25 protein-coding genes and 1 tRNA gene are annotated in these 26,673 nt (G+C 65.6%); 8 read left to right on the top strand and 18 right to left on the bottom strand.

Going from position 1 to position 26,673, the window contains the following annotated elements; all coding sequences use genetic code 11:
* Window positions 1-7 precede the first annotated feature (7 nt).
* From RFM41_RS07395 to tauA, 7 genes are all read right to left on the bottom strand, one after another.
* Window positions 8-787, bottom strand: coding sequence for an ABC transporter permease subunit (locus RFM41_RS07395; protein WP_320247871.1), 780 nt, complete (start codon window positions 785-787; stop codon window positions 8-10).
* Window positions 784-1,941: an FMNH2-dependent alkanesulfonate monooxygenase gene (ssuD, locus tag RFM41_RS07390; protein ID WP_320247872.1), complete on the bottom strand. Its 1,158-nt coding sequence runs from the start codon at window positions 1,939-1,941 to the stop codon at window positions 784-786. Before ssuD ends, RFM41_RS07395 begins: the two co-directional genes overlap by 4 nt.
* Window positions 1,942-2,017: 76 nt before the next feature.
* Window positions 2,018-2,989 (bottom strand): sulfonate ABC transporter substrate-binding protein, encoded by a 972-nt coding sequence (locus tag RFM41_RS07385; RefSeq protein ID WP_320247873.1) that lies wholly within the window; start codon window positions 2,987-2,989, stop codon window positions 2,018-2,020.
* A 186-nt stretch (window positions 2,990-3,175) separates the two neighbouring features.
* A complete protein-coding gene (locus RFM41_RS07380) occupies window positions 3,176-3,361 on the bottom strand; it encodes a hypothetical protein (protein WP_320247874.1) in 186 nt (61 codons plus the stop codon).
* Between the two features lie 22 nt (window positions 3,362-3,383).
* Window positions 3,384-4,244: an ABC transporter permease subunit gene (locus RFM41_RS07375; protein ID WP_320247876.1), complete on the bottom strand. Its 861-nt coding sequence runs from the start codon at window positions 4,242-4,244 to the stop codon at window positions 3,384-3,386.
* Window positions 4,241-5,014 (bottom strand): taurine ABC transporter ATP-binding protein, encoded by a 774-nt coding sequence (locus tag RFM41_RS07370; protein WP_320247878.1) that lies wholly within the window; start codon window positions 5,012-5,014, stop codon window positions 4,241-4,243. The genes RFM41_RS07375 and RFM41_RS07370 overlap by 4 nt, the downstream gene beginning before the upstream one ends.
* Window positions 5,015-5,225: 211 nt before the next feature.
* Window positions 5,226-6,239 (bottom strand): taurine ABC transporter substrate-binding protein, encoded by a 1,014-nt coding sequence (gene tauA, locus RFM41_RS07365; protein WP_320247879.1) that lies wholly within the window; start codon window positions 6,237-6,239, stop codon window positions 5,226-5,228.
* 700 nt (window positions 6,240-6,939) lie between these two features.
* Here tauA and RFM41_RS07360 point away from each other — a divergent pair.
* The 7 genes from RFM41_RS07360 to RFM41_RS07330 all read left to right on the top strand — a co-directional run bounded on the left by RFM41_RS07360 (window position 6,940) and on the right by RFM41_RS07330 (window position 14,726).
* Window positions 6,940-8,280, top strand: a complete 1,341-nt coding sequence (locus RFM41_RS07360; RefSeq protein WP_320247880.1) for an FAD/NAD(P)-binding protein — start codon at window positions 6,940-6,942, stop codon at window positions 8,278-8,280.
* 350 nt (window positions 8,281-8,630) lie between these two features.
* Window positions 8,631-10,067, top strand: a complete 1,437-nt coding sequence (locus RFM41_RS07355; protein WP_320247882.1) for a pyridoxal-phosphate dependent enzyme — start codon at window positions 8,631-8,633, stop codon at window positions 10,065-10,067.
* Window positions 10,064-11,233 carry a trans-sulfuration enzyme family protein gene (locus tag RFM41_RS07350; protein WP_320247884.1) on the top strand — a complete coding sequence of 390 codons (1,170 nt, stop codon included), beginning with the start codon at window positions 10,064-10,066 and terminating at the stop codon, window positions 11,231-11,233. Before RFM41_RS07355 ends, RFM41_RS07350 begins: the two co-directional genes overlap by 4 nt.
* Before the next feature lie 130 nt (window positions 11,234-11,363).
* On the top strand, window positions 11,364-12,605 hold the full coding sequence (locus tag RFM41_RS07345; RefSeq protein WP_320247886.1) for a D-amino acid dehydrogenase: 1,242 nt from the start codon (window positions 11,364-11,366) through the stop codon (window positions 12,603-12,605).
* 107 nt (window positions 12,606-12,712) lie between these two features.
* A complete protein-coding gene (locus RFM41_RS07340; protein ID WP_320247888.1) occupies window positions 12,713-13,468 on the top strand; it encodes a maleate cis-trans isomerase family protein in 756 nt (251 codons plus the stop codon).
* Window positions 13,469-13,691: 223 nt separating this feature from the next.
* Complete coding sequence (locus RFM41_RS07335) at window positions 13,692-13,874, top strand: hypothetical protein (protein WP_320319257.1); 183 nt, start codon at window positions 13,692-13,694, stop codon at window positions 13,872-13,874.
* Between the two features lie 117 nt (window positions 13,875-13,991).
* Window positions 13,992-14,726: a GNAT family N-acetyltransferase gene (locus RFM41_RS07330; RefSeq protein ID WP_320247892.1), complete on the top strand. Its 735-nt coding sequence runs from the start codon at window positions 13,992-13,994 to the stop codon at window positions 14,724-14,726.
* Window positions 14,727-14,935: 209 nt separating this feature from the next.
* On the opposite strand, the gene RFM41_RS07325 is transcribed toward RFM41_RS07330, so the two are convergent.
* The 9 genes from RFM41_RS07325 to RFM41_RS07285 all read right to left on the bottom strand — a co-directional run bounded on the left by RFM41_RS07325 (window position 14,936) and on the right by RFM41_RS07285 (window position 23,969).
* Window positions 14,936-15,020: transfer RNA gene (locus tag RFM41_RS07325), tRNA-Leu, on the bottom strand.
* A 132-nt stretch (window positions 15,021-15,152) separates the two neighbouring features.
* Window positions 15,153-15,773 (bottom strand): 2,3-bisphosphoglycerate-dependent phosphoglycerate mutase, encoded by a 621-nt coding sequence (locus RFM41_RS07320; protein ID WP_320247894.1) that lies wholly within the window; start codon window positions 15,771-15,773, stop codon window positions 15,153-15,155.
* 77 nt (window positions 15,774-15,850) lie between these two features.
* Entirely contained in the window at window positions 15,851-16,672 is an 822-nt protein-coding gene (gene dapB / locus RFM41_RS07315; RefSeq protein WP_320247896.1) for a 4-hydroxy-tetrahydrodipicolinate reductase, read from the bottom strand.
* Window positions 16,669-18,540 carry an ABC transporter ATP-binding protein gene (locus RFM41_RS07310; protein WP_320247898.1) on the bottom strand — a complete coding sequence of 624 codons (1,872 nt, stop codon included), beginning with the start codon at window positions 18,538-18,540 and terminating at the stop codon, window positions 16,669-16,671. Before RFM41_RS07310 ends, dapB begins: the two co-directional genes overlap by 4 nt.
* 132 nt (window positions 18,541-18,672) lie before the next feature.
* Entirely contained in the window at window positions 18,673-19,692 is a 1,020-nt protein-coding gene (locus tag RFM41_RS07305) for a glucokinase (RefSeq protein ID WP_320247899.1), read from the bottom strand.
* A 211-nt stretch (window positions 19,693-19,903) separates the two neighbouring features.
* Complete coding sequence (gene mepA, locus RFM41_RS07300) at window positions 19,904-20,986, bottom strand: penicillin-insensitive murein endopeptidase (protein ID WP_320247901.1); 1,083 nt, start codon at window positions 20,984-20,986, stop codon at window positions 19,904-19,906.
* 242 nt (window positions 20,987-21,228) lie between these two features.
* A complete protein-coding gene (locus RFM41_RS07295; protein WP_320247903.1) occupies window positions 21,229-22,131 on the bottom strand; it encodes an SDR family oxidoreductase in 903 nt (300 codons plus the stop codon).
* A 13-nt stretch (window positions 22,132-22,144) separates the two neighbouring features.
* Window positions 22,145-23,296, bottom strand: a complete 1,152-nt coding sequence (gene queG, locus RFM41_RS07290; protein ID WP_320247904.1) for a tRNA epoxyqueuosine(34) reductase QueG — start codon at window positions 23,294-23,296, stop codon at window positions 22,145-22,147.
* Complete coding sequence (locus RFM41_RS07285) at window positions 23,277-23,969, bottom strand: glutathione S-transferase family protein (RefSeq protein WP_040986376.1); 693 nt, start codon at window positions 23,967-23,969, stop codon at window positions 23,277-23,279. The genes queG and RFM41_RS07285 overlap by 20 nt, the downstream gene beginning before the upstream one ends.
* A gap of 318 nt (window positions 23,970-24,287) precedes the next feature.
* Here RFM41_RS07285 and RFM41_RS07280 point away from each other — a divergent pair, with 318 nt between their 5' ends.
* Window positions 24,288-25,094 carry an undecaprenyl-diphosphate phosphatase gene (locus tag RFM41_RS07280; protein WP_320247907.1) on the top strand — a complete coding sequence of 269 codons (807 nt, stop codon included), beginning with the start codon at window positions 24,288-24,290 and terminating at the stop codon, window positions 25,092-25,094.
* 222 nt (window positions 25,095-25,316) lie between these two features.
* Here the strand turns inward: RFM41_RS07280 and RFM41_RS07275 are convergent, their stop codons facing one another.
* Together RFM41_RS07275 and rsmI are read right to left on the bottom strand one after the other, a co-directional pair.
* On the bottom strand, window positions 25,317-25,694 hold the full coding sequence (locus tag RFM41_RS07275) for a YraN family protein (protein WP_320247909.1): 378 nt from the start codon (window positions 25,692-25,694) through the stop codon (window positions 25,317-25,319).
* Window positions 25,695-25,745: 51 nt separating this feature from the next.
* Window positions 25,746-26,636: a 16S rRNA (cytidine(1402)-2'-O)-methyltransferase gene (rsmI, locus tag RFM41_RS07270; RefSeq protein ID WP_320247910.1), complete on the bottom strand. Its 891-nt coding sequence runs from the start codon at window positions 26,634-26,636 to the stop codon at window positions 25,746-25,748.
* Window positions 26,637-26,673 lie beyond the last annotated feature (37 nt).

Here is a 26,673-nt window from a genome sequence, read left to right as displayed (position 1 = left end):
TTTGTTCTCACCCTTTCTGGAAGGCTGGATGCCAGCCGAGCGACAGGCGCTCGAGCAGCCGGGCCAGGCTGTCGGCGAGCTTGCCGAGAAGCGCGTAGATCAGGATCGACAGCACCACGACGTCGATAAGAAGGAACTCGCGCGCCTGCATGGCCATGTAGCCGAGGCCAGAGCTGGCCGAGATCGTCTCGGCGACGATCAGGGTCAGCCACATGATGCCCAGCGCATAGCGCAGGCCGACGAAGATCGAGGGCAGCGCGCCGGGCAGGATCACGCGGAAGAACAAAGCGCGCCGGTCCAGCCCGTAGACGCGGCCCATCTCAACCAGCTGCGGATCGACGCTCTGGATGCCGAGCAGCGTGTTGACATAGATCGGGAAGAAGACGCCGAGCGCCACCAGGAAGAGCTTCGCCTCCTCATCGATGCCGAACCACAATATGACCAGCGGGATCAGCGCCAGATGCGGGATGTTGCGGACCATCTGCAGCGTCGTGTCGGTCAGGCCGCGGCTCAGCGCCGACAATCCATTGGCGAGGCCGAGCGCAAAACCGATCGAGCCGCCTATGGCGAAGCCCAACAGCGCGCGCAAAGTGGAGACGCCGATGTTGCGGACCAGCTCGCCCGACAGTGTCAGCCGCCAGAACGCCTCGCCCACCGCGCTCGGCGCCGGTAGCACATTGGCCGGGATCAAGCCCGCGCGTGCGGCGGCTTCCCAGCCGGCGATGATTGCCGCCGGCAGCAGCCAGCCGGCCGCGCCGTTGCGGGCGAGGCGCGTGGCCAGGCTCATGACGCCGCCTGCAGGCGGCCGGCGCCGTGGAAGCCGACCGTGAATTCGTTGGCGATGTCCTTGTGCGCCTTGAGCCGGCTGGTGCCGAGGCCGAGCCGCGGGAACAGGAGCTCGGCCACCCGGTAGGCTTCCTCGAGATGCGGGTAGCCGGAGCCGATGATGGTGTCGATGCCGATCGCCTGGTATTCGCGGATGCGCTCGACGATCTGCTCCGGCGTGCCGACCAGCGCCGTGCCGGCGCCGCCGCGTACCAGGCCGACGCCGGCCCAAAGGTTTGGCGAGACGACGAGCTTGTCGCGTCGGCCGCCATGCAGTTCGGCCATGCGCCGCTGCCCGACCGAATCCATCTCCTTGAGGAAGCGCGCCTGGGCATTCTCGATCTGCGCGTCGGTGACATGGCTGATCAGCCGTTCGGCGGCGCGCCAGGCCTCGTCCTCGGTCTCGCGCACGATGAAATGCAGCCTGATGCCGAAACGCAACCCGCGGCCGCGCCGCGCCGCCTTCTCGCGCGCCGAGGCGATCTTTGCCGCAACCTGCGCCGGCGGCTCGCCCCACGTCAGATACATGTCGACGAGGTCGGCCGCGAGCTCCTGGCCGGCGTCGGAAGAGCCGCCGAAATAGAGCGGCGGCCGCTCCTGCAGCGGCAAGAGATCGAGGCGACCGTTCTCGACGCGGTAGTATCTGCCGTCGAAATTCACCCGCTCGCCCGACACCAGCCCGCGCCAGATGGTGAGGAATTCCTGCGCCTGTGCATAGCGCTCGTCATGCGGCAGGAACACGCCGTCGCCGGCAAGCTCGGTCGGATTGCCGCCGACCACGACATTGAGCAGCAGGCGGCCGTTGCTCAGCCGGTCGAGCGCCGCGGTCTGGCGCGCCGCGAAGGTCGGCAGTGTCACGCCGGGTCTCAGCGCGACGAGGAATTTCAGCCTTTCGGTCAGCGTCGCGAGGCCGGTGGCGGTGATCCAGGAATCCTCGCAGTTCTGCCCGGTGGGCAAGAGAACGCCGGGGAAACCCAGTCGGTCGACCGCCTGTGCGATCTCCTTGAAGTAGCCGAATTCGGGCGGACGCTGCTGCTTCTCGGTGCCGAGATAGGAACCGTCGCCATGTGTGGGGATGAACCAGAAGAAATCGAGCGGGCTTGATGATGCGGTCATGGCTGGCACCCGGGAGAAGACGGTCGAAAACAAGGGCGGCACCGGGCGTTTCCCGCCCGACGCCGTGGAAGCAAAATCAGTTGCCCGGCGCGGTCCAGACGGCGTCGGATATCCGCACGGCTTTCGGGATCAGCCCAAGCTTGAAGAAGCGGTCGGCCGTCGCCTGCTGCCCGGCGACGATCTCGTCGGTGATCGGGTAGATGCCGAACTTGGAGCGGTTGGCGGCGATCGTCTGCGCGTCGAGCGGCACGCCGGTCACCTCATGCAGCGCCTCGGCCACCTTGTCGCGGTTTTGGTCGGCCCATTTCGCCGCCTCGCCGAGCGCGGCGATCGTCGTCGAGATGAAATCCGGATGCGCCTTGGCGAAATCCTTGTTGGCGAGGAAATAGGTGTTGACCTTGAGCACGTCGCTGGAACGGGCCAGCACGCGCGGCTGGTAACGGGTCTCGGCGATGGCGAAGAAGGGATCCCATACCGCCCAGGCGTCGATCTGGTCGCTGGCGAAGGCGGCGGCCGCGTCGGCCGGGCTCAGATAGACCGGCGTGATCTGGTCAAACGGGATGCCGGTCTTTTCCAGCGCCGCGACCAGAAGATTGTGCGCGCTGGTGCCCTTGCCGACACCGATGCGCTTGCCCTTGAGATCGGCCAGCGACTGGATCGGCGAGGCCGGCTTGACGAAGATCGCCTCGCCATCGCCATTGGAAGGCAGCGCCGCCGCGTAGACGATGTTGGCGCCGGCCGACTGGCCGAAGATCGGCGGCGCGTCGCCGGTCCAGCCGACATCGATGGCGCCGACATTCAAGGCTTCCACCAGCGGTGGGCCGGCGGTGAACTCGACCCATTTCACCGTGACGCCCTTGTCGGCCAGCGCCTTTTCGATGATCTGCTGCTGCCTGGCGATCACCGGCAGGCCGGTCTTCTGGTAGCCGATGTTGAACGCCTTGAGATCATCCGCAGCGGCGCCGAAGGATGTGGTCCCAAAGGATGCGGCAAAGGCCGCCACTGCCAGCAGGCCTGCGCCGAAAGCCCGTCTCGTCAGATTGAGCATGACCCTCTCCTTCGTTGGTCCCGAATTGCCGGGCCGTTTGGGATAGGGTCAGGCTAGGTAAATCTATAAAGCTAGTAGAGAAACGATCTTGCGAGTTCGCGGCGCAAATCGGAATCATTTTCTACAAGCGGCGCCAAGCGGCCACACAGCGCCTCGCGCAGAATGAGGAATGCTCCTGCGACCCGATCACTGCGACCAGTATTGCCAGGCCCAGTAAAAGCTTTCGTCGCGAGGCGGCAGGCGGTCGCGTTCGCCGGCGAGCAGCACCGGCGTCGGCGATTTTGGCTCGTCCTGCGGACGCTTGTCGCTCGGCGGCAGACGCAACAGCCATGTGCCTACATGCGCGAACAGCACCGCGGTGGAATGGGTCATCGTCCTTCTCCTTCGCTTGAGCTCATTCCCGCCCCGCCCAGGGCACCAGCACGCGCTCGATCCGGCGGATGACGAATTCGAGCGCGAAGGCGATGATCGCGATCACCAGTATGCCCATCACCACCACGTCGGTGACCAGGAACTGCGCCGCCGACTGGATCATGAAGCCGAGGCCGCGCGTCGCAGCGACCAGCTCCGCCGCGACCAGCGTCGACCAGCCGGCGCCGAGCGCGATGCGCAGGCCGGTGAGGATCGAAGGCAGGGCGCTGGGCAGGATCACATGGCGGATGACCTGGGCTCGGGTGGCGCCGAGCGAGCGCGCCGCGTCGACGCGTTCGCGCGAAACGCCGCGCACGCCGGCGGCGGTCGACAGCGCCACCGGCGCCAGCATGGCGATGGAGATCACCAGGATCTTCGACGGCTCGCCGATGCCGAACCAGATGATGATCAGCGGCAGATAGGCGAGCGGCGGGATCGGCCGCAGGAATTCGAGCAGCGGATCGAACACGCCGCGCCCGATCCGGCTGATGCCGATGGCGAGGCCGACCGGCACGCCGACGACGATCGCGGCGACCAACGCCGCGAAGACGCGCCAGAGCGATGCGAGGATGTGCTGGAGCAGCGTTGCGTCGACGAAGCCGTCGCGGGCGACGACGACGAACTTGGCCCAGACCGCGGCCGGTGTGGGCAGGAAGACCGGTGATACCAGTTGCAGCGAAGCCGCCGCGGTCCAGGCGGCGAGCAGCACGAGGATGGTGATCGCGCTGACCAGCCTTGCTGAAATTACCGCCCGTTTTGGCCGCGGCCGCGACCATGGCACGGAAAACCCGTCATTCTCGCCGGCCTTCGCGACGGGCCTTTCGCTATAGGTGCTCACGCTCATGCCGCCTCTCCTTCGAAGATCGAGTCGGTCAGCTCCGCGCGGGCCGCGGCGAAGGCGGGATCTGCCTTGATCGCGCGGATCGGCTCGCCGGCGGCGTAGCGGCGGCCGAAATGGGTTTCGAAGGTCCGCACGACGTGCCCGGGTCCCGGCGCCAGCACGACGATGCGGGTGGCCAGAACCAGCGCCTCCTCGATGCCGTGCGTCACCATCAGCACGCCGACCTGGGCGGCGGCCCACAGATCGAGCAGCGTCGTCTGCATGCGCTCGCGCGTCAGCGCATCGAGCGCGCCGAGCGGCTCGTCGAGCAGAAGGAATTCGGGTTCGGCGGCGAGCGCGCGGGCAAGGCCGACGCGCTGGCGCATGCCGCCGGAAAGCTCCCAGATGCGCTTGTCGCCGGCATCGCCGAGCTTGACCAGCGACAGCAATTCGTCGGCGCGGCGCGCTCTTTTGTCGGCGGATACGCCACGCAGCCTGAGCGCGAAGGCGACATTTTCCCGCGCCGTCAGCCACGGGAACAGCGCATCGTTCTGGAACACCACGGCGCGATCGGATCCAGGCCCGGTGATGGGTCGGCCGCCAACCGCGGCCAGGCCGCCAGCGGGCTCGACCAGGCCGGCGGCGACGTTGAGCAGCGAGGTCTTGCCGCAGCCGGAACGGCCGACCAGCACGACGAAATCGCCCTTAGCGATGTCGAGCGAAACGCGCTCGACCGCCGGCGCCGGCTGGCCGTCATAATGAACACTGACCTTGTCGAGGATGAGATGCGGCATTGGGCTCTGGCCTCTGCTGCCAAGCAATTCCAGGAAGCGCGTGAAACCGTTTCCGTCCGGAATTGCGTTAAAGGAGAAGGGCGCCTGCCCCGAAGTCGCGCCTCGTAAGCGGCTTCGGGGCAGGCAAGCGCAAGGCCAGGGAAGAAGGCGCCGCGCTTCCGAACAATCCCCGGAAAGGCGGTCATCCTTCCAGGGATTGCATTGAGAAAGCTCAGTTCGAGGCAAGCGCCTCGCTGGCATATTTCGCCGTCACATATTTCGAATAGTCGGCCAGCACGGCGTCGACCTTGCCCTGCTCCTTGAGGAAGGCGGACGTCGCCGCGACGGCCTTGACGGTCGCGCCGCCGAGGAACTTGTCCGAAGCCTGCTCCTCGAGCGACGGGAAGACATAGCCCTTGAGCAGCTCCGGCACTTCTTCCAGCTTGGCGCCAGTGAGCTTGGCGATCTTGCCCGCTTCCGGCGAGGACACCGACCAGGCGTCCGGCTTGGCGAGGAACTGGGCATAGGCTTCGCCGGTCACCTTGACGAAGTCGCGCACGGCCTCGGGATGCTTTTCGGCAAAATCGGTGCGCACGATCCAGGCGTCGAAGGTCGGCGCGCCCCAGGCAGCCACCTGCGAGGAGTCCAGCACCACCTTGCCGGACGTCTTCACCTGGCCGAGCGCCGGATCCCAGACATAGGCCGCGTCGATGTCGCCGCGCGCGAAGGCGGCGGCGATCTCCGGCGGCCTGAGGTTGAGGATCTGCACCGACTTCGGGTCGACGCCTTCATGCTTCAGCGCCGCGAGCAGGCTGTAATGCGTGGTCGAGACGAACGGCACGGCAACCTTCTTGCCGGCGAGGTCGGCGACCTTCTCGATGCCGGCGCCGTTGCGGGCGACCAGCGCTTCGGACGGGCCGATCAGGCCGACGACGAAGATGGTCTCGATCGGCAATTCGCGGCTGGCGGCCGCGGCCAGCGGGCTCGAGCCGACATAGCCGATATCGACCGAGCCGGAAGCGATCGCGGCGATGACATCGGCGCCGGAATCGAACTTGCGCCAGTCGATCGCCGCCTTGGTCGCCTTTTCATAGGCGCCGTCGGCTTGCGGCACCTTCGAGGGCTCGACCACCGTCTGGTAGCCGATGGTGATCTTGAGATCCTCGGCGCTGGCCGGACCGAGCAGGGCGGCGGCCGTAAGCGCCGCCGATGACAGAAGCAGGATGCGTCTTGAAAGGATTGACATTGAAAGGCTCCATAAACCCCTGAAACTGGATTGCCTTTCTATCGTCTGTTAATTCTATCGGGTTTGTAGAGTTAAATCCTTCCAACCAAGGCCGCTTTCTTGGAAAAGTGTCGCCGGGTACCGTCGGCGGAAGCGCAAAAGGACGGTCGCGGCGGGCGCAGGCGGACGTGACCGCAACCCGCGCCCTTGAGTTCTCCTTGTCGGTTGGCGGAGCCGTCCCTCCACCCATCATTCTAGGGCGGAGCAAGGAGCGAAGCGACGCACGCAGACTCTGGAATCCATGCCGTGACATAGAAGCGGCGCTGCGGTGCAGATCTATGTTTCAGCGGGGTTGGATAGGGGTTCTATTCTCTGCCGTTGCATCTCTCGCTAAGGTCACGGCATGGATTCCAGAGTCTGCGCGCCGCTTCGCGTCGCTCCGCCCTGGAATGTCGAAGGAAGATGGGCCGCCGGTCCCAGGCTGAACGAAAATCCTCCTGTCACCCGGTTTCGGCAAATCCATGCTTCAAAAGGCAGTCGATTTAGAACCGTCGTTTCGTGTACGGGTCGCTTAGTATAGTAATCTTGTCAACATTGGGAGTAAGAGAACGATGCGCGACCTTCTGAAGACCGTTCCGGCGATCGTTCGTGGCTTGCGGCCGAGGTCGCCCGCGGCAACTGCCGCGCGCTGATCGCTCCGTCACGTTCTCGGCTATCGGTCATGGTTGGACGCGGCAACTCCATCATCATTGTCGGCGGCGGCGCCAGCGGCGTCGTGCTGGCCGCGCATCTGCTCAAATCGCCAAATCCGGACCTGCGAGTCACGCTGATCGAGAAGCGGCCGCATTTCGGCCAGGGCATGGCCTATTCGACGCTGCTTTCGGCGCATGTGCTCAACGTCAACGCCTCCGGAATGAGCGCTTACGCCGATGACCCGACCCATTTCGCGCGCTGGGTTCTGGAGCGTGGTCTTGCCAAGCCGGACCAGGGGCCGTTCTATGCGCCGCGCAGCCTCTATGCCCGCTATCTGCAGGAGGTGCTCGAAGGCCTGGAGGAACGCGAGCGCGAGACCGGGCGTCTCAGGCTGATCCGCGAGGAGAGCCTGTCGATCTCGCCGACGCCGGCAGGCGTCGAGGTGGCCCTGGCTAACGGCACCAGCGTCGTCGCGCATCTCGCCGTTTTGGCCACCGGCCATGACGAGCAGCCCGGCGCCTTCCAGGGCCATGCCATCCGTATGGGAACGGAGGCCGATACCGCGCTCGATCCGCAAGCCCAGGTCCTGCTGCTCGGCACGGGCTTGAGCATGGTCGACGCCTTCCTGTCGCTCGAGCAGCGCGGCCATCGTGGCGCCATCGTCGCGGTATCGCGGCGCGGCCTGCTGCCGTCGCCGCATCGCAAGGGCAACCCCATCAAGCTCGATATCGCCGATATCCCGCTCGGCACCCAGCTTTCCTACTTCGTCGCCTGGTTCCGCAATCTGATCCGCGAAACCCAGAAGGCCGGCGGCGACTGGCGCGACGTGGTCGACGGCCTGAGGCCCTTCAACCAGACGATCTGGCAGAACTGGCCGTCCTCGGCCAAGCGCCGCTTCGTCGAGCACACCAAGGCCTGGTGGGACATCCACCGCCACCGCATGGCGCCGGAAGTCTATCAGCGCGTCACCGAAGCGGTCCGCTCGGGCCGCATCCGCCTCGTCGCAGGGCGGGTGGTGGACATAGAACCGAACGATGGCTTCGTGGTAAAAATCCAGCCGCGCGGCACGCAGGATGTCGAGACCCTGGAGATCGCCCGCCTCTATGACTGCATGGGCATCGCCCGCGACATTTCGAGGACGTCGAATGGCGTCGTGCGCTCGCTGCTCGAGCGCGGCGTGGCGCGTCCCGATCCGTTGCGTCTCGGCCTCGATGTCACCGCCAAATGCGAGCTGATCGCCGCCGACGGCACGGTGTCGTCGAAGCTGCTCGCCGTCGGTCCGCTGACACGCGGCACCTTCTTCGAGATCGACGCCATTCCGGATATTCGGGTGCAGTGTGCGAAGCTAGGCAAGCAGCTGCTGGGGTGAGTTGTCGTCGAGGCATAATCTCCCCCCTCGAGGGGGAGATGGCCGGCAGGCAGAGGGGGTCGGTCCGACCGGGCTCGGCCTGGCCTGTTGCAAAAGGAGGTCGGCGCTTCACGCGCGGCGACCCCCTCTGTCGCCTTCGGCGACATCTCCCCCTCGATGGGGGAGATTAACTGCGCCCGTGAAATTCCATTCCTCCACTCGCCGCCGGATTGGCACGATCTATCTTCTTTCCTGATGAAAAGGGCTGGAAAAGACAGGGCGCGCGATCCGCGAAACCGGAATGGATTCCCGCGGCCACCCGCGCGAGATTGCCAACATCCGCCTCGAACTGCTTCGATGGAGCACTCAAGATGAGCGAGCAGACAAAAGCGGCGCCCGACGGCGCGCATACTAACCTGTCGAGACTTCGCCCGCCTTACGCCTCGGTGCTCGACCTGATCGGTCAGACGCCGATCATCGAGCTGACCAGATTCGACACCGGCAAGTGCCGGCTGTTCATCAAGCTCGAAAGCCAGAATCCCGGCGGCTCGATCAAGGATCGCATCGCGCTGTCGATGATCGACGCCGCTGAGAAGGCGGGCAAGTTGAAGCGTGGCGGCACGATCGTCGAGGCCACGGCCGGCAACACCGGCCTCGGGCTCGCCCAGGTCGGCATCCCGAAAGGCTACCGCATCATCCTGGTCGTGCCCGACAAGATGTCGCGCGAGAAGATCCAGCATTTGCGCGCCTTGGGCGCCGAGGTGCGCATGACCCGCTCCGATGTCGGCAAGGGTCATCCCGAATATTACCAGGACATGGCCGAGAAGATCGCCGCCGAGCTTCCCGGCGCCTTCTATGCTAACCAGTTCGCCAATCCCGCCAACCCAATGGCGCATGAGACGACGACCGGCCCGGAAATCTTTTCGCAGCTCGAAGGCGACGTCGACGCTGTGGTGGTCGGTGTCGGCTCCGGTGGCACGCTGACGGGGCTCGGCCGCTTCTTCGCGAAACATTCGCCAAAGACCGAGATGGTGCTCGCCGATCCGGTCGGCTCGGTGCTGGCGCCGCTGATCAAGACCGGCAAGATGGAGGAGGCCGGCAGCTGGACGGTCGAAGGCATTGGCGAGGATTTCGTGCCGCCCAATGCCGATCTCTCGCTGGTGAAAAAGGCCTATTCCATCACCGACAAGCAAAGCATGCTGGCGGTGCGCGATCTGCTGTCGAAGGAAGGCATCCTCGCCGGCTCGTCGTCGGGCACGCTGTTGTCGGCGGCGCTGCGCTATTGCCGCGAGCAGACGGTGCCCAAGCGCGTCGTCACCTTCGTCTGCGACAGCGGCAACAAATATCTGTCGAAAGTCTTCGACGATATCTGGCTGGCCGAGCAGGGCCTTGCCGACCAGGAACAGCATGGCGACCTGCGCGACCTCGTCATGCGCTCGCCGCGCACCGGCGACATCGTGACCGTCGGGCCGCAGGAAAGCCTGCTCAACGCCTATGGCCGCATGCGCCGTTCCGATGTCTCGCAATTGCCGGTGCTGGACGAGGGCAGGCTGGTCGGCATCGTCGACGAAAGCGACATCCTGGCCAAGGTCGACGGCCCCTATGACGGCCGCTGGGACCGTTTCAACGCGCCGGTGCGCACGGCCATGACGTCGAACCTGCACACGCTGCAGGCCAATCAGACGCTCGACGCGCTGCTGCCTGTCTTCGATCGCAACGAGGTCGCCATCGTATTCGATGGCGACGAGTTCATCGGCCTGATAACCCGTATCGACCTGATCAACCATCTGAGGCGCCGCGCAAAATGACAGCAAACGGCAAGAACCGCCTGGCCTTTTCCACCCGCACCATCCATGGCGGCCAGAGCCATGACCCGCTGACCGGCGCGGTGATGGTGCCGATCTACGCCACCTCCACCTATGGCCAGCAGTCGCCCGGCGTGCACAAGGGTTTTGAATATGCCCGCAGCCAGAACCCGACGCGCTTCGCCTTCGAACGCGCGGTCGCCGATCTCGAAAGCGGCAGCCAGGCCTTCGCCTTCGCCTCGGGCCTGGCGGCGATCGGCACGGTGCTAGAGCTCCTCGATTCCGGCGCCCATATCGTCGCTACCGACGACATCTATGGCGGCTCGTTCCGCTTGATGGAGCGGGTGCGCAAGCGCTCCGCCGGCCTTGAGGTGAGCTTCGCCGACTTCACCGACCTCGCAGCGGTCGAGGCCGCGATCCGCCCCGAGACGAAGCTGCTCTGGGTCGAGACGCCGACCAACCCGCTGCTGCGCATCGTCGATCTCGAAGCGGTCGCGGCACTCGCCAGGCGCAAGGGGCTGCTCACCGTCGCCGACAACACCTTTTGCAGCCCCTATATCCAGCGCCCGCTGGAGCTCGGCATCGACATCGTCGTGCATTCGACGACGAAATACCTCAACGGCCATTCCGACATGGTCGGCGGGGTCGCGGTGGTCGGTGACAACAAGGATCTCGCCGACCAGCTGAAATTCCTGCAGAACGCCATCGGCGCCATTTCCGGCCCGTTCGACAGTTTCCTCGCCCTGCGCGGCATAAAAACCCTGGCGCTGAGGATGGAGCGCCATTCGGCCAATGGCCTGAAAATAGCGCAATGGCTGGAGACGCGAAAAGATGTCCGCCGGGTCATCTATCCCGGCCTCGCCAGCCACCCGCAGCATTCCATCGCGGTCCAGCAGATGCATGCCTTCGGCGGCATGATCTCGGTCGACCTCGACCGCGACCTTGCCGGCACGAAACGCTTCCTCGAACGCACGCAGCTCTTCACGCTCGCCGAAAGCCTGGGCGGCGTCGAAAGCTTGATCGAGCATCCGGCGCTGATGACGCACGGCTCGATCCCGGCGGAGAAGCGCGGCGCGATCGGCATTACGGACTCGCTGGTGCGGCTGTCGTGCGGGATCGAGGAAGGGGATGATCTGATCGCGGATCTGGAGCAGGCGTTGGCGCACTAGCCTCCGCCATTCGCTGGGGGTGGTGATCCTTCGCGCCCCCCTCTGTCCCGCCGACATCTCCGCATGTGTGCCATTGCAGACTGCAGCTTACACCTTACAGTGAGCCAGCTTAGCGAGCTCCGGAGGCGCCATGCGTGTGATCGTGTTGGGTGGCGGCGTTGTCGGCGTCACCACCGCCTATCAGCTGCAGAAGGACGGGCACGAGGTCGTCATCCTCGAGCGCCAGCCCCAGGTCGCCGCCGAGACCAGCTGGGGCAATGCCGGCATGATCGCGCCGGGCCATTCCTTCGTCTGGTCCTCGCCCAAGGCGCCGATGATCCTTTTGAAATCGCTGGTGCTGAAGGATCAGGCGCTGCGCTTCAGGCTCTCGGCCGATCCCCGGCTCTACAGCTGGTCGTGGCTGTTCCTGATGGAATGCACGGCCGAGAAGGCCAGGCGCAACACGCTGCTCAAGCATCGCCTCGCTGCCTATTCGCAATCGGTTCTGCAGGAGGTCGTCGCCGATGAGCAGATCGAATACGATCGCAACGACCGCGGCATCCTCTATTTCTATCGCAGCCAGCAGGCGCTCGACAAAGGCGTCGATCATATGCGGCTGCTCGAATCGGACGGCCAGCTGATCAAGGTGCTCGATCGCGACGCCATCGTGACGCTCGATCCGTCGCTCGCCTCCGCCAGGGAAAAGATCGCCGGCGGCATCCATTGCCCGACCGACGAGACCGGCGACCCGGCGAAATTCACCCGGGCGCTTGCCGCCAAGGTGGTCGAGCGTGGCGGCGAGATCCGCACCGGCACCACCATCAACGGCATCGAGACATCAGGCGACGGCGTCACCGAGGTGCTGACCGACAAGGGAAGCGTCAAGGGCGACGCCTATGTGCTGGCGCTCGGCTCCTACAGCCCGCTGATCGCCAAGACGGTCGGCATCAGCCTGCCGATCTATCCGATCAAGGGCTATTCGCTGACGATTCCCGTCGGCAACCGCCCGGCGCCGCCGACCATCGCGGCCATCGACGAGCACAATCTGGTCGCCGTCTCCCGCTTCGGCGACCGGCTGCGCGTCACCGCCACGGCGGAATTCGCCGGTTACGACACCAGCCACAAGCCTGCCGATTTCGCTTTCATGAAAGGCGTGACCGAGGAGCTCTATCCCGAAGGCGCCGACTATGACCGCGCCGAGATGTGGGCGGGCTTGCGGCCGATGACGCCGAACAACCTGCCCGAGTTCGGCCAGCGTCGCTTGCGCAACCTCTACCTCAACACCGGGCACGGCCATATCGGCTGGACCATGTCGCATGGCTCGGCCCGCATCACCGCCGACCTGATCGCCGGCCGCAAGCCGGCTATTTCCATGGACGGTCTTTTGAACTGAGAGCATGATCCCGCAGGGGATCGACCAGGAAAGGGAATGCCATGTCTGTCAGCGCGGCTGCCACCCGCCCTCAATCATCGGGACCTGTTGACCCCAAGCCTGTCGACTTGGGCGTACTGCCATCCGAGATCGACGGCGGCCTTGCCTCTCGCGCGGCGATTGGGCTCGCGATCCTCGCCACCGACCAGACGCTGGAGCATGAGTTCCGCGCGCTGGTGCGCATTCCGGGCGTCGCCTTCTACGAGGCGCGGCTCTTCAACGACAACGACATCACGCCGGAAACGCTACGCGCCATGGGGCCGCGCATCGCGCCCACCGTCGATCTCATCCTGCCCAGCATCCCGCTCGACGTCGTCGGCTTCGGCTGCACCTCGGCAACCATGACGCTCGGCGAGGAGGCCGTCTTCGCCGAGATCCGCAAGGCGCGGCCGGGCGTCGCCTGCACCACGCCGGTCACCGGCGCGCTTGCCGCCTTTAAGGCATTGGGCGCCAGGGGTATCGGCCTGCTCACGCCCTATGCGCCGGAGATCAACCAGGGCCTGGTTCGCTATTTCACCGGTCGCGGCCTCGACATATCAGCCGTCGCCACCTTCGACCGCCGTGACGACCGCGAGGCGGCCCGCATCTCACTCGCCTCGATCGAGGCGGCGGCCGAGCGTATGGCGCAAGTGCCGGGCGTCGAGGCGATCTTCATCTCCTGCACCAGCCTGCGCGTCGCCGAGGCGGTGGCGGAGCTGGAACGGCGCATCGGCATTCCCGTCACCTCCTCCAACCACGCCATGGCCTGGCACTGCCTGCGCCTCGCCGGCATCGACGATGTCGTGCCGGCCGGTGGAAGGCTGTTTGCGCTGAAAGCTGTTTGAGAGGCTGCTTTGACAAGCTTGGGTTCCTCGCCCCCACAAAGTGGGGGAGAGGTGGATCGGCGCGCAGCGCCGAGACGGAGCGGGGGCCAGCGCCGCCACAAGCGATTGGCCTCAGGCAGCGAAGGACGACATTTGCTTTCCTATGCCCCGTTAACCGAATCGGAAGGAGATGTTTAACGCTTCGTCTCTATGTCCCCTCGCCGGGAGGCACCACAGAGCGAGCATGATGAACGACAGCCCTGAGAAGCGAAATGAATGGCGTGCCATCTTTTACGTGCAGGCGCGCGTCGCCATCCTGTTTGTGCCGGTTGTGCTGAGCCTCCTCATCATCGGCACCTTGGCCGGCAATGAGCGCAAATCCGTGCCCGACGCCGTCGATCCGACGGTGACAAGCTCGGTGAAATAGCCGGTCGGCTGACCGGCGGCTTCATATAATGAGCGCTTTCACTCGACAGAGGCGGGATCGCGCGCACGTTCAAAGCCGACGCTGGACGCGCGTCGTCGAATCGTTAAGCTGTGCTGGATGACTGTTGACTGGCTTCGTGCGGACTATCGCACGCTGTTTCGACTGAGCCGTGACGGACGGATTGCCGGCGAGAACGATCCTGATTGTTCACCGGGACCACGGCTCTGGTTGGCGGGCTGCGCGTCCGGCAACGTCTTCGGGGTGCATACCGATCTGCCTGAAGACCTGGCGGACGAGCTCGAAGGACTCCTCGCCTCTGAGCCGCCGTTCACGCACCCTGCAACACCACGACACCTTGAGCGTTACCTGGCGCTCCTCGGCGGCGGCAACCATGCGCGGCACAATTTTGGCTTGATCTATGATCTGCCGCATGGGCACTCGTATCCCGACGGAGCGCAGCTTGTCAGCAGCGACTCCGAGGATGGCCAGGCCATGATCCGGTCGTGGAAGGCGGAAGGAGTGCCGGAAGGCCTGTCCGAACTCGGCTTCCGTGAGGCGGCGGACTTTTGGGCGCCATGGTGTGCGGCTCTCGTCGGCGGGGACGTCGCTTCCATCGCCTTTGCGGCTCGGCTGGCGGACGCCGGCGCCGAGCTCGGCCTGGCGACTGTGAAAGCCTTCAGGGGTCGAGGCCTTGCCGCCAGCGCGACAGCCGGATGGTCCCGATTGCCGGCGCTGCGTTCCCGCGCCCTGTTCTACAGCACGGACCGAGGCAATGTCGCATCGCAACGCGTCGCTTCCCGCCTCGGTCTCCGGCTTCGGGCGGCCAGCCTGCGGATTAGTGAAGGCAACTAAAGCATGTCTCCCGAAACCGGCTCTCACTTTCGGGAGACATGCTTTAAGGCGACGGAGCTTCGCCCTTAAATGACGAAGCTCGGAGGCTGCGCCTAATCGCAAACATCGTAAATCTGGGAAATCCCGTTGGCAGTCGGGATGAATAGTGCCAACCCTTCGCTCTTGGAACTCCGGGATGGCCTGCCATCCGAAGCTCGAAGAGCGAAGGATGGTGCCCAGAAGAGGACTCGAACCTCCACTCCTTGCGGAACACGGACCTGAACCGTGCGCGTCTACCAATTCCGCCATCTGGGCTGGTGGGCGCTCATGTAAGCGGGCAAACGATATGTGTCAACGCGCTTTTTTCGTCGGTGCTGGCGCCGCCCCTCATCGCCCTTCCTGCAACGCTGGCGATTGGCGAAACCAGCGGCGGGGGCTTCCCTGCGCTCACCCCTCCAGCACTTCTTTCTTCGCCACGCTGGAATCGGCGTTGAGCCTGTAGACGATCGGCACGCCGGTGCCGAGCTCGAGCTTGACGATCTCCTCGCCGCTCTTGCCGTCCAGCGCCATGATCAGCGCGCGCAGCGAATTGCCGTGCGCGGCGACCAGCACGGTCTCGCCGCGCAGCACATGCGGCTGCACCTCGTGCAGGTAATAGGGCCAAACGCGCGCGCCGGTGTCCTTCAGGCTTTCGCCGCCGGGCGGCGCGATGTCGTAGGAACGGCGCCAGATATGCACCTGCTCCTCGCCCCATTTCTTGCGCGCGTCATCCTTGTTGAGGCCGGAAAGGTCGCCATAGTCGCGCTCGTTGAGCGCCTGGTCGCGGATCGTCTTCAGGCCGCTCTGGCCGACGACGTCGAGGATATGCTGGCAGGTCACCTGCGCCCGCTTCAAGGCCGAGGTGTAGGCGATGTCGAATTTCAGGCCGCGCGCCTTGAGCTTCTCGCCGGCGGCAAGCGCCTCGGCGGTGCCCTGGTCGGTCAGCCCGACGTCGCGCCAGCCGGTGAACAGGTTCTTCAGGTTCCATTCGCTCTGGCCGTGGCGCACGAGCACGAGAGTTCCCGACATGTCAGCTCCTCTGGGGTTTGAGCAATTCCAACGGTTTCGTACGGAACTGCGTAAGAAGGAAATGCTTCAGGCTTGTGTCAGGAAAGTCCGAGCACATCCCGCATGGAATAGAGCCCGGGCTTCTTGCCACGAGCCCAAAGCGCGGCTTTCACCGCGCCGCGGGCGAAGATCGCCCGGTCCTCGGCATGGTGGGACAGCGTGATGCGCTCGCCGGTGCCGGCAAGGATCACGCTGTGGTCGCCCACGACTGAGCCGCCGCGCAGCGTCGCGAAGCCGATGGAGCCGGTCTTGCGCACGCCGGTATGGCCGTCGCGCACCTTGACGCTGTTGTCGGCAAGATCGATGCTGCGTCCCTTGGCCGCCGCCTCGCCGAGCAGCAGCGCCGTGCCGGACGGCGCGTCGACCTTGTGCCGGTGGTGCATCTCCAGCACCTCGATGTCGAAATCCTCCGGGTCGAGCGCCTTGGCGGCCTGCTCGACCAGCACCGCCAGAAGGTTGACGCCGAGGCTCATATTGCCGGATTTGACGATCGTGGCATGGCGCGCGGCGGCGGCGATCTTCGCGTTGTCCTCGGCCGAGCAGCCGGTGGTGCCGATGACATGGACGATGCGGGCCTGCGCCGCATAGCCGGCGAATTCGACGCTTGCGCTAGGCGCGGTGAAATCGAGCACGCCGTCGGCCTTGGCGAAGGCCGGCAGCGGATCGTCGACGATCGGCACGTTGATGATGCCGACGCCGGCGAGCTCGCCGGCATCCTTGCCGAGATGGGCCGAGTCCGGCCGCTCGATCGCGGCGGCGACGCGCGCGCCGGGCATGGTGTGGATGGCGCGGATCAGCGTCTGGCCCATGCGGCCGGCGGCGCCCACCACCACCAGGCCCATATCGCCGGCTTCACTCATGCGCTTCTCCTGACGGTCTTCTTGGCGCGGCTGCGCGGCGCCGGAGTTTGGGCCGAAGTTTGGCTTGCCTTGACGTCGTCGACAAGCCCCAGCCCCTTCTTGCCCTGGATCCGGTGGAAGCGGGCATAGACGCTGTGCGGGTCGGCCATCAGCGAGGCATGCGTGCCTTCCTCGACCAGCCGCCCCTCTTCCAGCACGATGATGTGGTCGGCATTGACCACCGTCGAAAGCCGGTGCGCGATCACGATCGTCGTGCGCCCTTCCATCACATGGGTCAGCGCTTCCTGGACGCGCGCCTCGGCCTCGTTGTCGAGCGCCGAGGTCGCCTCGTCGAGCAAAAGGATCGGCGCCTGGCGCACAATGGCGCGCGCGATCGACACGCGCTGGCGCTGGCCGCCCGACAGCGTCACGCCGCCTTCGCCCACCGGCGTGTCGTAGCCTTCCGGCTGCTGGCGGATGAACTCGTCGGCCGCCGCCTGTCTCGCCGCCTGCTCGATCTCTGCGTCGGTGGCCGACAGCCGGCCATAGCGGATGTTGTCGCGGATCGTGCCTTCGAACAGATAAGGCGCCTGCGCCACATAGGCGATCGATTGGCGCAGCGAGTGCTTGGTCACCTTGGCGATATCCTGGCCATCGACCTCGATCGAGCCCTTGTCGACGTCGTAGAAGCGCTGCAGCAGCGCCACCATCGTCGACTTGCCGGCACCCGAGGCGCCGACGATGGCCGTGACCTTGCCGGCCGCGGCGGTGAAGCTCAGGTCCCGCAGCACCGGCGTGTCGGCATTGTAGCCGAACGTCACATCGTTGAAGCGCACCTCGCCGGTGGTGATCTTCGCCTCGACCGCGTCGGGGGCGTCACCTTGCTTCGGCTCGAGGTCGAGCAGCTCGTAGATCATGCGCGCGTTGACCAGGGCGCGCTCCATACCGACCTGCGTGCGCGCCAGGCGTCTTGCCGGGTCGTAGGCCATGATCAGCGCGGTGATAAAGGAAAACACCGCGCCCGGCGGCTGCCCGAGCACCAGCGCTCGATAGCCGGAATAAGCAAGCACGGCGGTGATGGCGAGGCCGCCCAGGATCTCGGAAATCGGCGACAGCCGCTCCGCGACGCGGGCGATCTTGTTGTTACGCTGCTCGGCCGTATCGGCCATGATGCCGATGCGGCGCGCCAGCTCGTCTTCCAGGGTGAAGGCCTTGACGATGGCGATGCCTTGCGTGGCCTCCTGCACCGACCCGTTCAGTCGCGAGTTGATCAGCACGGATTCCCGGTTGATCCGCCGCAGCCGGCGGGTGATGTAGACGACGGCCCAGATCAGCGGCGGCCCGATCAGCAGCGAGCTGAGCGACAACACCGGATCCTGGTAGATCATCACACCGATAAGGGCGACGAGCGAGACCGCGTCGCGGCTGATGGAGGTCAGCGTCAGCGACAGCAGGTCGCGAATGCCGCCGACATTCTCGTTCACCTGCGCCGCCAGCCGGCCGGAACGGGTCTCGTTGAAGAAGTTGACGCCGAGCTTCATCAGGTGGTCGAAGCTGCGCTTCTGGTAGCGGGCGACCAGATTGTTGCCGATCCTGGCCAGCGCCACCGCCTGGCCGTAGCCGGCGAAGCCGCGCAACAGGGAGGCGCCCATGAACCCGGCGCAGATCCAGACGATCATGTCGCTGCGCCGCTCGTAGAAGATCTGGTTGATCATCGGCGCCATGATCCACGCCGTGAAGGCGGTGGTGCCCGAAACGATCAGCAGGCAGGCGATGGCGACGACATAGGTCCAGCGGTATTCCTTGCCGTTTTCAGCCAGGATGCGGCGCAGCACCGCGCTGACCTCGGCAGGCTGGACTTTCAGTTTGAGGGAAGTCTGGACAGTCAAATCAGGGGCGCTTCGTGGTTTTCCGCGTGTCGGATGGGCCGCATTTGGCACCCCTCTTAGCGCCCCGGCTACGGCTTGCCTATGGCGAAACTTCGTCGCGGCGGCCGATCGCCAGCCGAACCCCGGGCGCGATCACGCCCGCCAATGCCGTCCCGCCGTGTTGACGCCGAACAGCGAGGGAGTCCTGGCATAGGCGGCGAGCCCGAGCAGCGCCGCCAGCGGATGGGTGATGACATAGACCGGCATTTCGCGCATCAGCGCGCTGTGCGGCGCCTTGTCCTCGAAGGCGGCGCGGAAATTGCCTTCCTTCAGCGCCGGCACGATCTTTTGCGCGATGCCGCCGGTGAGGAACACGCCGCCGCGGCCCATGAACACCAGCGCCAGATCCCCCGCGGTGCGGCCGAGGCAGGTGACGAACAGCGCCAGCGCCTCCTCGGCCACCGGATCGGTTTTGGCGAGCGCGGCCGCGGTGATCTCGGCCGGCGTCGTGAAGGGCGTTGGTTTGCCGTCCGTCCTGGCCACGGCGCGATAGACGTTGACCAGTCCGCGTCCGCACAGGATCTGCTCGCCGGAGATGCGCCCCTCCAGCTTGTCGATATGCGGGAACACCTCGAAGTCGCGCGGCGTGCGCGGGCCGATATCCATGTGGCCGCCCTCGCCCGGCACCGGGATCCAGTGGTTGAGCGCATAGATCAGCCCGGCGACGCCAAGACCCGTGCCGGGGCCGAGCACGACCCGGCTCGCATTGGGCTCCGGCGTGCCGCCGCCGATCTTTTCCATATGCTCTTCGCCGAGCGCCACCACGGCTAGCGCCTGCGCCTCGAAATCGTTGAGCACGACGACCTCGCTCAGGCCCAGATTGGCGAACATCTGCCGGGGCTTCACGACCCAGGGGCAGTTGGTGAGCGGGATCTCGTCGCCGTCGACCGGTCCGGCGATCGCCAGCACCGCCGAGTTCGGCTGGACGGAGGAGCGATCGAGCACCGCTGCCTGGATCGCCTCGTCGATGGTCTTGAAATTCGCGGTCTGGACGATATGCGGCTCAGTCGCTTCCGAGTTGGCGTCGAGCACGATCGAGAAGCGCGCATTGGTGCCGCCAATGTCGCCGATCAGGACCGGAAACCGCAGCCCCTTCTCGTCTTCGCCTGTCATGCTCTTGATCGTCCTCGTTGCGGCGCCATCGCGCCGTTTCAATCGATTGACTAGCGCATGACCCCACAAAGGGGAAGCCCGCTTGCGTCGTAGAGCAATTCCAGGAAAAGTGTCGGCGGTTGGACTCGGCGTCTTCGCATAGCCTTCCGTCCGGAATTGCGTCAAAGCAAGAGATAGGGCGTTGCGCCGTTTCCGTGAACGGTGAAACGCCTTAGTTCCCAGGTCTAGGCCTTGGCAGCGGAATGCCGATCTTTGGCGTCGGCGCGAAGGCGCTCTCAGCCGCGGGCATAGCGGCGTTGCCGCTGGAGATGGTTTCCGCCGGCCCGGTCGGCTGCGGTTCGGCCACGGCGACCGCGGCGGCGCTGCCGCCATGATAGGTCACCGCCTCTAGCGAGGGCGCGTCCGGCGCATTGACAACGTCCAAGCATTGCTTCGGCAGATTGGCCATCGTCAACAGGTCGCGCGCCTTGGGCGCGTCCGGGTTCTTGTTCGGCCGCCACGGCTCCTCGGTGAACCACCAGGCCAGCGGCTTGCCGCAGCCATCGTCATCCGGCGTCGTTTCCTGCGCCTTGCAGAAAGGCGAGCCCGGCTGGCAGCCGATGCGCATGTGGAAATGATAGTCATGGCCCCAGAACGGCCGGATCTTGCGCAGCCAGGAGCGGTCGCCGGTGACGGTGTCGCAGAGCTTCTTCTTGATGCCCGGATTGACCAGGATGCGCTCGACCTCCGGATAGCTCGCCGCGCGCTTGAGCAGCCTGGTGTGCTGCGGCGTCCACAGCGCGTCCTTCACCAGATGCGTTTTTTCGTCGACCATCAGCGTCGCGCTCATCGATTCCCGCTGCGCCATGGTCAGCGGCCGCCTCGGCATCGGCGTCAGCCAGATGTCGGCGTCGAGTCCGATCTGGTGCGAGGCATGGCCGGTCATCATCGGTCCGCCGCGCGGTTGCGAGACGTCGCCGACCAGAAGCCCCGGCCAGCCATCGGCCACCGCGTCGCGCGAAAGCTTCTCGATCAGCGCGATCATCGCCGGATGGCCCCAGCGCCGGTTGCGCGACGGGCGCATCACTTCCCAGGTCGGGCCGTCCATCGGCAGCGCCACGCCGCCGGTGAAGCAGCCTTTCGAGTAGAAGCCGAAGGATTGGGCAGGCGCCACGGCCGGCAGTTTTCGGGCGCCGAACAGCTCCTTGGCGCGGGGTTCGGCCGAAATGGCGACAGCCGCCAGCGCGGCGAGCGCCACCAGCGCCAGCGCGGCGGTCAGGAACGGTTTGCGGTCAGGCAGCGATCGCAAATTCATCAGGCTGGGTCCCTCTCCAGTCTATCCGTTTGCCGCGCGGTCGGGCGAACCCGGCCAGGAACGAATCATACCACGCGCACGTCCAGCATCGATCAAGGCAGTGGAGGACGGTGTCGTCCGAAACCGCTTCACACTTTCGGCATCATCGCCAAATCAGGATGACGATTCGTTGAATCGTCATCCTGATCTAACTCTTTATTGGAGCATGACCTTTTCCGAAAACCGGTTCCCACTTTTCGGGATCATGCTCTGATCGGGCTGCGCGGCTCTCCGTCCCGCCAGTTGCCCTCGGCCCACATCCGCTCCAGCGCCACCCGGTAGTTCGGGAACCGGAAGCGGTAGCCGGCCGCCTTGATCGCCTGATTCGCGACGCGCTTGTTCTCGCCATAGAAAGACCGCGCCATGGGCGAAAGTTGGGCGGTCTCGAAAGGAATTTCCGGCGGCGGGGCGACGCCCATCAGACCGGCGGCGTAGGCGACGACGTCCTGCGGCGGCGCCGGCTCGTCGTCCGTGACGTTGAAGATCCCGCCGAGATTGTTTCCGGCCAGAAGCCAGAGCGCCCCGGCGATGTCGTCGCAATGGATGCGGTTGAACACTTGGTCCGGCTTGACCAGCCGCCGCGCCGTGCCGTCCTCGAGATTGGCCAGCGCGTTGCGGCCCGGCCCATAGATGCCGGAAAGCCGCAGGATCGCCACCGGCTTGCCGGTCTCCCGGCCAAGCGCCAGCCATTCCTGCTCGGCCGCCACCCGCATCACCGAGCGCTTCGACACCGGCCGGCAGTCGCTGGTCTCGTCCACCCAGGCGCCGCCATGGTCGCCATAGACGCCGACGGTCGAGAGATAGCCGATCCACTCGAGCGCCGGCATCCTTGCCTTGAGCGCCTCGCCGACGGCATTGAGCACCGGATCGCCGGCTTCGTCTGGAGCGACCGAGACGATCAAATGCGTGGTCCTTGCAAGCGCATCGCCGAGCTTGGGCGACAGCGCGCCGTCGAATTGCAGGGGCGCGATGCCGGCCGCTCGCAGCATGTCGAATTTTTCCGGCGCCCGGGTCGTGCCGGAGATCGGCGCGGATTGCGCGTTGGCTCGCGCGAAAGCCTTGGCCGAATAGCCGGCGCCGAAGATGAAGAAGCGTCTTTCGGTCATCGATGAACCCCCATCAATCGGCCTTCGCCGGACTTACCAAGGTCGCCAGCCATTCCTCGCGGACCATTGCATCCGTCTCGGTCTTTGACGCGTTGGCGGCAAGGTCGCCAAATTCGCGGCCGGAGAGCAGTCGCGACAGGGCCCAGATTGCCGCACCCCGCACCAGCGGCGAGGCGTCACTCAGCAGGCCGCGCACAATAGGCGTTAGCGCAGCGTCGCCCGAATTGCCGGCGGCGATCAGCACGTTGCGGATGAAACGGTCGCGGCCGATGCGCTTGACCGGCGAGCCGGAGAAGAAGGTGCGGAATGCCGCATCGTCGAGCGCCAGCAGCTCCGACAGCGGCGGCTCGCGCAAATCCTCGCGCGCGGCAAGCTTCGCTTCCGAAGCCGCGCTGGCGAACTTGTTCCACGGACAGGCGGCCAGGCAGTCGTCGCAGCCATAGATGCGGTTGCCGATCGCCTCGCGGAACTCGCGCGGGATCGGCCCCTTGTTCTCGATGGTGAGGTAGGAGATGCAACGCCGCGCATCGAGCCGGTAAGGCGCCGGGAAAGCATTGGTCGGGCAGGCGTCGAGGCAGGCGCGGCAGGAACCGCAATGGTCGATCTCGGCCTGGTCCGGCTCCAGCTCGGCCGTGGTGAAGATCGTGCCGAGGAACAGCCAGGAGCCATGCGCGCGGCTGACCAGGTTGGTGTGCTTGCCCTGCCAGCCGAGCCCGGCGGCTTCCGCCAGCGGCTTCTCCATGACGGGTGCCGTATCGACGAACACCTTCACGTCGCCGCCCGCCTTCGCCACGATCTTGCCGGCGATCTCCTTCAGCCGGCCTTTCATCACCTCGTGATAGTCGCGGTTTTGCGCATAGACCGAGATCGCGCCGCGGTTGGACTTTGCGAGGACATCGCGCGGATCGCGGTCCGGGCCGTAATTCATGGCGAGCACGATGATCGAGCGCACCTCGGGCCACAGCGTCGAGGGCTCGGCCCGGCGCTCAAGCGTCTCGGCGATCCACGCCATCGAGCCGTGGAAACCGTCGGCGACGAATTCGGCCAAGCGCGCAGGCGCCAGCGGAATCGCGTCCGGCCGGGTCACGGCGACCGCCTCGAAGCCGGCGCGGCGCGCCTCCGCGTCGATCAGCGCGCGCAGTTTTTCAGAAGTCGAGGTCCGCATAATGCGATACCGGCGACAGGCCGCGCACCCGGTCGGAGAGCAGCGGCCGGAACGATGGCCGCGATTTCACCCGCGTGTACCATTCGCGCGCGGCGCCATGCTCGCGCCAGTCGATCTCGCCCAGATAGTCGAGCACCGAAAGCGTCGCCGCGGCCGCGAGATCGGCATAGGTCACCTTGTTGCCGGCCAGCCAATGGCGCGTGCCGGCAAGCCAGTTCGTGTATTTCATGTGCTGGCGGATGTTGGCGCGCGCGGCGCGGATCGCGGCCGAATCCGGCGAGCCGCCGCCGGCGGTTTCCGGCATGACGGGCTTCAATACGCGCTCGCGCACCAGATGCCGCGTCACTTCGCTTTCCGCCTTCGCCAGATACCAGTCGGTCAGCCGGCGGATTTCGGCGCGCTGCATCGGGTCCTCGGCGAACAGCCGCTTGTCGCGCTTCAGAACCCCGCGCGTCTCGTCGAGATATTCGGCGATCACCATGGCGCCGACGATCGGCACGTCGCCTTCGGCGAGCAGGATCGGCAGCGTTCCGGCCGGGTTCAGCGCCAGAAACTCCTTGCGCCGTGTCCACGGCTTTTCCTCGATCAGCGCCAGCTCCTCGCCATACTCGCCGAAAGCGAGGCGGACGAACCGGCAGGTGGCGAACATGGGATGATGGAAAAGCGTCAGCATGATTCCGCGATGATAGGGCGCATTAGTGTGGTGGATTTGAAGTTCCTGTACCCTCAATGGCATCAGCGTCCAGGAACTTCAAATCCAAACCACACTAAAACTTAAAGTTGACAGTGTGGCTCAGAATCCGGAATTCGCACAGTGCACTGCTCCCAGGTGCGGCGAATTCCGGATTGCCACACTGGCGAATCGTTACCCGCGCCGGTAAGTCTTGGCGGCCCGTCATGCGGCCGTCACGGTGTTGCGACCTATAGGGGGACTTCCGCGCCGTGACAAGCAAGCCGTGTCTCCAGCTATCCCCGAAATCCTGAGGTTGCCATGGAAAGCCAGACCATCGTCGAAGCGCTGCTGCTTGGGCTTTTGGAGGGCCTGACCGAATTCATCCCGGTGTCCTCGACCGGCCACATCCTGCTCGCCGGCCATTTTCTCGGCTTTCATTCTACCGGCAAGGCCTTCGAGATCCTGATCCAGCTCGGCGCCATCCTGGCCATTTTGAGTGTCTATTTCAGCAAGCTCTGGCAGATGCTGATCAAGCTGCCGAGCGACCGGCAGACCCGGCATTTCGTCATCGGCATCCTGATCGCCTTCCTGCCGGCGGCGGTCATCGGCGCGCTGGCGCATGATTTCATCAAGACCATCCTGTTCGAATCGCCCAGGCTGATCTGCATCATGCTGATCATCGGCGGCGTGGTGCTGCTCGTCGTCGACCGCATCAACTTCAAGCCGGTGCATCACGACGTCGAGCAATTCCCGACCAGCCTTTACCTGAAGATCGGCCTGTTCCAGTGCCTGTCGCTGATCCCCGGCACATCGCGCTCGGGCTCTACAATCGTCGGCGCGCTGCTGATGGGCGTCGACAAGCGCGCAGCAGCCGAATTCTCCTTTTTCCTCGCCATGCCCACCATGGTCGGTGCCTTCGCCTTCGACCTCTTCAAGAACCGCAACGTGCTGACCTCGGCCGACCTGCCGATCATCGCCGTCGGCTTCATCGCCGCCTTCGTCACCGCGCTCTTCGTGGTGCGCTTCCTGCTCGATTACGTCTCGCGCAACGGCTACGCGCTGTTCGGCTGGTGGCGGCTTGTGGTGGGCGCAGTTGGGCTGGTGGCGCTGATGGTTTGGGGGTGAGTGCCTGGGTTGCTCACCTGCGCAACGTCGAGTTCCTTCGCGCCCCCTCTGCCCTGCCGGGCATCTCGCCCACTTGGGGGGAGATTGGCAGCTTGGGCGCCCCGCCGACTTCTGCAACGCGGGCGATTGGCGAAAGCGACGGCGCCATCTGATCAGTGGGGGAGATGGCCGGCAGGCCAGAGGGGGGCGCTGTCCCGCCAGCCTATCGCCGTTGAGCGGACCTCAATTCCGTCCATAAAACGCGTTCTCGACATGCACCGGCCAGCGCCACGGCAGCACCGCCACCATGTCGAAACGCATCGAAAGCCTGCCATAATCCGGCTGGCGTGACAGCCAGATATCCGCGGCGCCCTCGATACGGCGCTCCGATTCACGGCCGATCGCTTCCATCGCCTCGATAAGCGTACGGCGCGCCTTGACCTCGACGAACAGCACGAGGTCGCCGCGCCTTGCGATCAAATCGATCTCGCCTAGCCTGGTGCGGTGGCGGCGGGCAAGGATGCGGTAGCCTTTCAGCATCAGCGCCAGCGCCGCCAGCCACTCGCCGCGATGGCCGCGCCGATAGGCTTTGCGACGATGGCCGGCCGTGCGTTCAGCCATCTTTTTGTTTGACCATGATCTTTTCCAAAAACCGGTTTCCACTTTTTGGGATCATGGTCCGTCCTTCAGCTCCAGGAGCCGCCGGTAAAGCGCCTGCTTCTGCCCGCCGGTCATCTTCGCTGCTTCCGCCGCCGCCTTCGATGCGGGCATTTCGGCGGCAAGCGACAAAAGCAGACGGTCGATATCGGCCGGTTCGTCTTCCGTTGCTTCCGGCGGGCCGACGCAGATGACGATCTCGCCCTTCGGCGTGTCGGCCGCCGCATAATGGTTTGCCAGCTCGGCCAGCGTGCCGGTGCGCATCTCCTCGAAGGCCTTGGTCAACTCGCGGCCGATCGCGGCTTTGCGCGCGCCGCCCAGCGCTTCGACCATGGCATGAAGCGTCTCGGCCAGCCGTCTGGGCGATTCGAAGAAGATCAGCGTCGCCGGCACCGGCTTGAACGTCTCCAGCTTGGTCAGCCGCTGCCCGGTCTTCACGGGCAGGAACCCGGCGAACAGGAAGGCATCGGAGGGCAGGCCGGAAGCGGTGAGCGCGGCGAGCGCGGCCGAGGGTCCCGGCACCGGCACGACGCGGATGCCGCGCTCCAGCGCCTCGCCGACCAGCCGGTAGCCGGGGTCGGAAACCAAAGGCGTGCCGGCGTCCGAGATCAGCGCCACGCTCTGCCCGGCCGCCAGCGCCTCGATCAGCTTCGGTCCGGCCTCGCTCGCATTGTGCTCGTGATAAGCGGTGGTGCGCCGCCGGATGCCATAGCGCTCGAGCAGCACGCGCGATACGCGCGTGTCCTCGCAGGCGACGACATCGGCGGCGGCAAGCGTCTCCAGCGCGCGCAGCGTGATGTCGGCCAGATTGCCGATCGGCGTCGCCACCAGATAGAGCGCGGGTGCAAGCGGCCGCGCCGCGATCTCGCTCTGTCCGATCAGATAACTGCGTTTGTCGCCGGTCACCGGATGCCCCTCACAATCCATCCTGTTTCGCATGGCT

Origin of the sequence: Mesorhizobium vachelliae (assembly GCF_033977325.1) — a bacterium.
GTDB classification, from domain to species: Bacteria; Pseudomonadota; Alphaproteobacteria; order Rhizobiales; family Rhizobiaceae; genus Mesorhizobium; species Mesorhizobium vachelliae.
The sequence above is the reverse complement of the archived record's forward strand: the minus strand, read 5'-3'. Positions and strand labels throughout refer to the sequence as shown.

Excerpts from the sequence above, each read along its gene's own strand:
- RFM41_RS07395 (WP_320247871.1), bottom strand. The coding sequence starts at position 787 with ATGAGCCTGGCCACGCGCCTCGCCCGCAACGGCGCGGCCGGCTGGCTG.
- ssuD (WP_320247872.1), bottom strand. The coding sequence starts at position 1,941 with ATGACCGCATCATCAAGCCCGCTCGATTTCTTCTGGTTCATCCCCACA.
- RFM41_RS07385 (WP_320247873.1), bottom strand. The coding sequence starts at position 2,989 with ATGCTCAATCTGACGAGACGGGCTTTCGGCGCAGGCCTGCTGGCAGTG.
- RFM41_RS07380 (WP_320247874.1), bottom strand. The coding sequence starts at position 3,361 with ATGACCCATTCCACCGCGGTGCTGTTCGCGCATGTAGGCACATGGCTG.
- RFM41_RS07375 (WP_320247876.1), bottom strand. The coding sequence starts at position 4,244 with ATGAGCGTGAGCACCTATAGCGAAAGGCCCGTCGCGAAGGCCGGCGAG.
- RFM41_RS07370 (WP_320247878.1), bottom strand. The coding sequence starts at position 5,014 with ATGCCGCATCTCATCCTCGACAAGGTCAGTGTTCATTATGACGGCCAG.
- tauA (WP_320247879.1), bottom strand. The coding sequence starts at position 6,239 with ATGTCAATCCTTTCAAGACGCATCCTGCTTCTGTCATCGGCGGCGCTT.
- RFM41_RS07360 (WP_320247880.1), top strand. The coding sequence starts at position 6,940 with ATGGTTGGACGCGGCAACTCCATCATCATTGTCGGCGGCGGCGCCAGC.
- RFM41_RS07355 (WP_320247882.1), top strand. The coding sequence starts at position 8,631 with ATGAGCGAGCAGACAAAAGCGGCGCCCGACGGCGCGCATACTAACCTG.
- RFM41_RS07350 (WP_320247884.1), top strand. The coding sequence starts at position 10,064 with ATGACAGCAAACGGCAAGAACCGCCTGGCCTTTTCCACCCGCACCATC.
- RFM41_RS07345 (WP_320247886.1), top strand. The coding sequence starts at position 11,364 with ATGCGTGTGATCGTGTTGGGTGGCGGCGTTGTCGGCGTCACCACCGCC.
- RFM41_RS07335 (WP_320319257.1), top strand. The coding sequence starts at position 13,692 with ATGATGAACGACAGCCCTGAGAAGCGAAATGAATGGCGTGCCATCTTT.
- RFM41_RS07330 (WP_320247892.1), top strand. The coding sequence starts at position 13,992 with ATGACTGTTGACTGGCTTCGTGCGGACTATCGCACGCTGTTTCGACTG.
- RFM41_RS07320 (WP_320247894.1), bottom strand. The coding sequence starts at position 15,773 with ATGTCGGGAACTCTCGTGCTCGTGCGCCACGGCCAGAGCGAATGGAAC.
- dapB (WP_320247896.1), bottom strand. The coding sequence starts at position 16,672 with ATGAGTGAAGCCGGCGATATGGGCCTGGTGGTGGTGGGCGCCGCCGGC.
- RFM41_RS07305 (WP_320247899.1), bottom strand. The coding sequence starts at position 19,692 with ATGACAGGCGAAGACGAGAAGGGGCTGCGGTTTCCGGTCCTGATCGGC.
- mepA (WP_320247901.1), bottom strand. The coding sequence starts at position 20,986 with ATGAATTTGCGATCGCTGCCTGACCGCAAACCGTTCCTGACCGCCGCG.
- RFM41_RS07295 (WP_320247903.1), bottom strand. The coding sequence starts at position 22,131 with ATGACCGAAAGACGCTTCTTCATCTTCGGCGCCGGCTATTCGGCCAAG.
- queG (WP_320247904.1), bottom strand. The coding sequence starts at position 23,296 with ATGCGGACCTCGACTTCTGAAAAACTGCGCGCGCTGATCGACGCGGAG.
- RFM41_RS07285 (WP_040986376.1), bottom strand. The coding sequence starts at position 23,969 with ATGCTGACGCTTTTCCATCATCCCATGTTCGCCACCTGCCGGTTCGTC.
- RFM41_RS07280 (WP_320247907.1), top strand. The coding sequence starts at position 24,288 with ATGGAAAGCCAGACCATCGTCGAAGCGCTGCTGCTTGGGCTTTTGGAG.
- RFM41_RS07275 (WP_320247909.1), bottom strand. The coding sequence starts at position 25,694 with ATGGCTGAACGCACGGCCGGCCATCGTCGCAAAGCCTATCGGCGCGGC.